We start from the raw sequence: 4664 nt of genomic DNA, 5'->3' as shown, positions 1-4664 counted from the left end.
CGGCAAGCGTGAAGGTTTTCGTTGAATAGGATGCCGCAACCGATTCAGCGGATTGCGCTTCTTGGCCGGATGTCTGGCGCGCGGCGCCATCCTTCGGCGAGAGCAGCTAGGATTCTCGCAACGCTAGCTCTCCTGATCGCAACCTTCCCCGCCTCCGCCGATCCCCTCCCCGCCGGCTTCGTCCGTCTTGCCGATGTCGTCCCCTCGATCCGCCAGGACATTCGCTATGCCGGTCTCAAGAACTTCCTGCACCGCAAGGCCGAGGGCTATGACGCGCCGGTCTGCATCCTCACCCGACAAGCAGCGAAAGCGCTTGCCAGCGTTGAGCAGAAGCTTGCCGTCGAGGGGCTGACCCTGGTGGTCTTCGACTGCTACCGCCCGGTGCGGGCCGTCGCCGACATGGTCGAGTGGACGCGAACGGGCGGACCGCCCGACCCGCAATGGTATCCGGCAGTGGAACGCAGCGACCTCATCGCCAAGGGTTATATCGGCGAGCTCTCCAGCCATTCGCGCGGCTCGACCGTGGATCTCGCCATTGCAGCCATTGATGGCGCGGCCGCACCTCACCCTGCCTGCGGCGCGCCCGATGCCGACACGCTCGATTTCGGCACCGGCTTCGACTGTTTCGACCAGGCCAGCGAAACCGCGCATCATCCGCTCCCCGCCGACGCGGCTGCAAACCGCAAGCGACTGGTCGAGGCTATGCGCGCCGCCGGTTTCCGCAACTACGCCCGCGAATGGTGGCACTTCACGCTGATGGCCGAGCCGTTTCCGAAGCAACGCTTCGACTTTCCCGTCACCGCGCCTTAGAGGTCCGGCCGCGAAGGCCGATCTGTCGCCACGCGGCCTTGCCCGAGGGCGGCCCCGCTTCTAGATAGCGTCGAGCCGGCGAGGGCGGTCTATCTAATATGAGGAAACCATTTCCCCAAGGGATAGACGATCGGCGAAAAATTTCTCCGAGACGCCAAAAAAGGCAACATTGAATGCATCTAAATTCTATCAATTCGCTAGAGTTCGGCCGTCATCAACGGAGGCGGAAATGACCAAACCTCATTTCAAGAAACTGCTTGGCGCGCTGGTCGCCACATCGGTCCAGTTCGGCACGCTCGGTTTCGCGTTCGCCGATACGACCCTTCTCAACGTGTCCTACGACCCGACGCGTGAGCTCTACAAGGCCTATGACGAGGCTTTCGCCGCGCACTGGAAGGCCGAGACCGGCGAGACCGTGACCATCCAGCAGTCGCATGGCGGATCGGGCGCGCAGGCCCGCGCCGTGATCGATGGCCTCGACGCCGACGTGGTGACGCTGGCCCTCGAAGGGGACATCAACGCCATCGTCTCGAAGGCGAAGAAGATCAATCCGGATTGGCGGAAAAAGTTCGAGAATAATTCGGCCCCTTACACCTCGACCATCATCTTCCTGGTCCGCAAGGGCAACCCGAAGGGCATCCATGACTGGAACGACCTGATCAAGGACGGTGTCCAGGTGATCACGCCGAACCCGAAGACCTCCGGCGGCGCGCGCTGGAACTATCTGGCCGCCTGGGCCTATGCCAACGCCAATGACGGTGGCGACGAGGCCAAAACCAAGGAATTCATTGCCAAGCTGTACAGCCAAGTACCGGTCCTCGACACCGGCGCGCGCGGCTCGACCGTGACCTTCGCGCAAAAGGGCCTGGGCGACGTGCTGCTGGCCTGGGAAAACGAGGCCTATCTCGCGCTCGACGAATTCGGCGCCGACAATTTCGACATCGTCTATCCGCCGACCTCGATCCTGGCCGAACCGCCTGTCGCGGTGGTCGACGCCAATGTCGACGCCAAGGGCACGCGCAAGGTGGCCGAGGCATATCTCGGCTACCTCTACTCCAAGGAGGGCCAGACGCTGATCGCCAAGAACCACTATCGTCCGGCAAAACCCGATCTGGTTCCCGCCGAGGACCTCGCCAAACTGCCCGAGATCAAGCTGATCACAATCGACGATCCGCTTTTCGGCGGCTGGAAGAAGGCACAGCCTTATCATTTCGGCGACGGTGGTATATTCGACCAGATCTACAAGCCGGCCCAGTGAGGCGCGACGGCCTCGCGGCCCGAGACATCACCGACGGCAATCTGGTCTGAATAAGAAGGGACGAACCAGAATTCCATGACCACAGTACCCGCTCCGGCGGGGTGGCGATTCAAGCAGCCGAGCGTCATTCCGGGTTTCGGACTGACGCTCGGCTTCTCGCTTGCCTACCTCACGCTCATCATCCTCATCCCGCTCTCCGGGCTGGTCTGGCGCTCGGCGGCACTCGGCTGGACCGATTTCTGGGCGATCGCTGCCGATCGCCGCACCATCAACGCGCTTGAAATCAGCTTCGGCACCGCCTTCATCGCCGCTGGCGTCAATGTCGTCTTCGGCACCATCGTCGCCTGGGTGCTGGTGCGCTACCGCTTTCCCGGCCGTCGCATCGTCGATGCCATGGTCGATCTGCCCTTCGCGCTGCCGACCGCCGTCGCCGGCATCGCGCTCACCACGCTTTACGCGCCGAATGGCTGGATCGGCAAACTGCTGATGCCGCTCGGCATCAAGGTCGCCTATACGCCGCTCGGCATCGTCATCGCGCTGGTCTTCATCGGCCTGCCCTTCGTCGTGCGCACCGTGCAGCCGATCATGGAAGAGCTCGACAAGGAGGTCGAGGAAGCCGCCGCCACGCTCGGCGCCAATCGTTTCCAGATCATCACCCGCATCCTGTTCCCGGGCCTGGCGCCGGCGATCATCACCGGCTTCTCGCTCGCCTTCGCGCGCGGCGTCGGCGAATACGGCTCGGTCATCTTCATCGCCGGCAACCTGCCATTCAAGTCGGAGATCGCGCCGCTGCTGATCGTCATCAGGCTCGAGGAGTACAACTATCCCGCCGCCACCGCGATCGCGGCGATCATGCTGGCGCTGTCCTTCCTGATGCTGCTGGTCGTCAATCTGGCGCAGTCATGGAGCCGCAAACGCTATGGCTGATCCCGAGATCAAATCCTACGAACCGCATCACGAAAGCCAGTCGGCGGCGGTCACCGAAAGCCGGCCGGTGCGCATCGTGGCGATGGTCGTGGCCTTCGCCTTCCTCGCCGTCTTCCTGCTCATGCCGCTAATTGTCGTCTTTCACGAGGCGCTGGCAAAGGGCGTCGGCGCCTACACGGAGGCACTGGCCAGTTCCGACACACGCTCGGCCATCCGCCTGACGCTGCTGGTGGCGGCGATCTCGGTGCCGCTCAACCTCGTCTTCGGCATCTCCGCCGCCTGGGCGATCGCCAAGTTCGAGTTCAAGGGCAAGGCTTTCCTGACCACCCTCATCGACCTGCCCTTCTCGGTTTCGCCGGTGATTTCCGGCCTGGTCTATGTGCTTCTGTTCGGCGCCCAAGGGATGCTCGGCGAATGGCTGAAGGCGCATGGCGTCGTCATCCTGTTCGCCGTGCCGGGCATCGTGCTCGCCACCGTCTTCGTCACCTTCCCCTTCGTCGCCCGCGAGTTGATCCCGCTGATGCAGGAACAGGGCAACGGCGACGAGGAGGCTGCCCTTTCGCTCGGCGCCAATGGCTGGCAGACCTTCTGGTTTGTGACGCTGCCCAACATCAAATGGGGCCTGCTCTACGGCGTCCTGCTCTGCAACGCCCGCGCCATGGGCGAGTTCGGCGCTGTGTCGGTGGTCTCGGGGCACATCCGCGGCCTTACCAACACCATGCCGCTGCATGTCGAAATCCTCTACAATGAGTACAATGCGGTCGGCGCCTTCGCCGTCGCTTCGCTGCTTGCCGGCCTGGCGCTGGTGACGTTGGTCTTGAAAACACTTCTCGAGATGCGCTACGGCGCCGAGATCGCCGCCACGCGCGGACACTGAATGCATATCGCCCAAAAGCGCGAACCGGTTTTGGGATAACGGCAGGCATCGACAAAAGGGACAGTTTATGGAAGTTCGCGTTGCCAACGTGCGCAAGGAGTTTGAGCGGTTTCCGGCCCTCCATGACGTATCCCTCGACATCAAGTCGGGCGAGCTGATCGCGCTGCTCGGCCCGTCCGGCTCCGGCAAGACGACGCTCCTGCGGCTGATTGCAGGGCTGGAACGGCCGACCAAGGGCACGATCTTCTTCGGCGACGAGGACGCCTCGCAGAAGTCGATACAGGAGCGCAATGTCGGCTTCGTCTTCCAGCACTACGCGCTGTTCCGGCACATGACGGTGGCCGACAATATCGGCTTCGGCCTCAAGGTCCGGCACGGCGCGGCACGGCCGCCGACACAGGAGATCCGCCGCCGCGCCTCCGAGCTTCTCGACCTCGTCCAGCTTTCGGGCCTGGAGAAGCGCTATCCGGCGCAGCTTTCCGGCGGCCAGCGCCAGCGCGTGGCGCTCGCCCGCGCCATGGCGATCGAGCCCAAGGTGCTGTTGCTCGACGAGCCGTTCGGCGCGCTCGACGCACAGGTGCGGCGTGAGCTTCGCCGCTGGCTGCGCGAGATCCACGACCGCACTGGCCACACCACCGTCTTCGTCACCCACGACCAGGAAGAGGCGCTCGAGCTTGCCGATCGCGTCGTGGTGATGAGCCAGGGCCGCATCGAGCAGGTCGGTTCCGCCGATGAGATCTACGACACGCCGAACTCGCCCTTTGTCTATTCCTTCATCGGTGAATCGAGCTC

The 4664-nt window shown here is 63.5% G+C and carries 5 protein-coding genes; all 5 read left to right on the top strand.

All coding sequences use genetic code 11. From position 1 onward, the window contains the following. Window positions 1-69: 69 nt before the first annotated feature. Window positions 70-810, top strand: a complete 741-nt coding sequence (locus EN745_RS30445; RefSeq protein WP_127422957.1) for a M15 family metallopeptidase — start codon at window positions 70-72, stop codon at window positions 808-810. 229 nt (window positions 811-1039) lie between these two features. Further along, the gene (locus EN745_RS30440) at window positions 1040-2068 is read left to right on the top strand and encodes a sulfate ABC transporter substrate-binding protein (protein WP_126059035.1); all 1029 of its coding nucleotides are present in this window, start codon (window positions 1040-1042) and stop codon (window positions 2066-2068) included. Between the two features lie 75 nt (window positions 2069-2143). Beyond that, on the top strand, window positions 2144-2995 hold the full coding sequence (gene cysT, locus EN745_RS30435) for a sulfate ABC transporter permease subunit CysT (RefSeq protein WP_126059034.1): 852 nt from the start codon (window positions 2144-2146) through the stop codon (window positions 2993-2995). After that, window positions 2988-3872 (top strand): sulfate ABC transporter permease subunit CysW, encoded by an 885-nt coding sequence (cysW, locus tag EN745_RS30430; RefSeq protein WP_127422956.1) that lies wholly within the window; start codon window positions 2988-2990, stop codon window positions 3870-3872. Before cysT ends, cysW begins: the two co-directional genes overlap by 8 nt. Before the next feature lie 67 nt (window positions 3873-3939). Next, window positions 3940-4664, top strand: a 725-nt coding sequence (locus tag EN745_RS30425; protein ID WP_145992217.1) for a sulfate ABC transporter ATP-binding protein, incomplete at its 3' end; no start/stop codon positions are given.

The organism is Mesorhizobium sp. M4A.F.Ca.ET.022.05.2.1, from assembly GCF_003998845.1.
In the GTDB taxonomy this organism is placed as follows: domain Bacteria; phylum Pseudomonadota; class Alphaproteobacteria; order Rhizobiales; family Rhizobiaceae; genus Mesorhizobium.
This window is presented reverse-complemented; position numbering and strand designations above follow the sequence as displayed.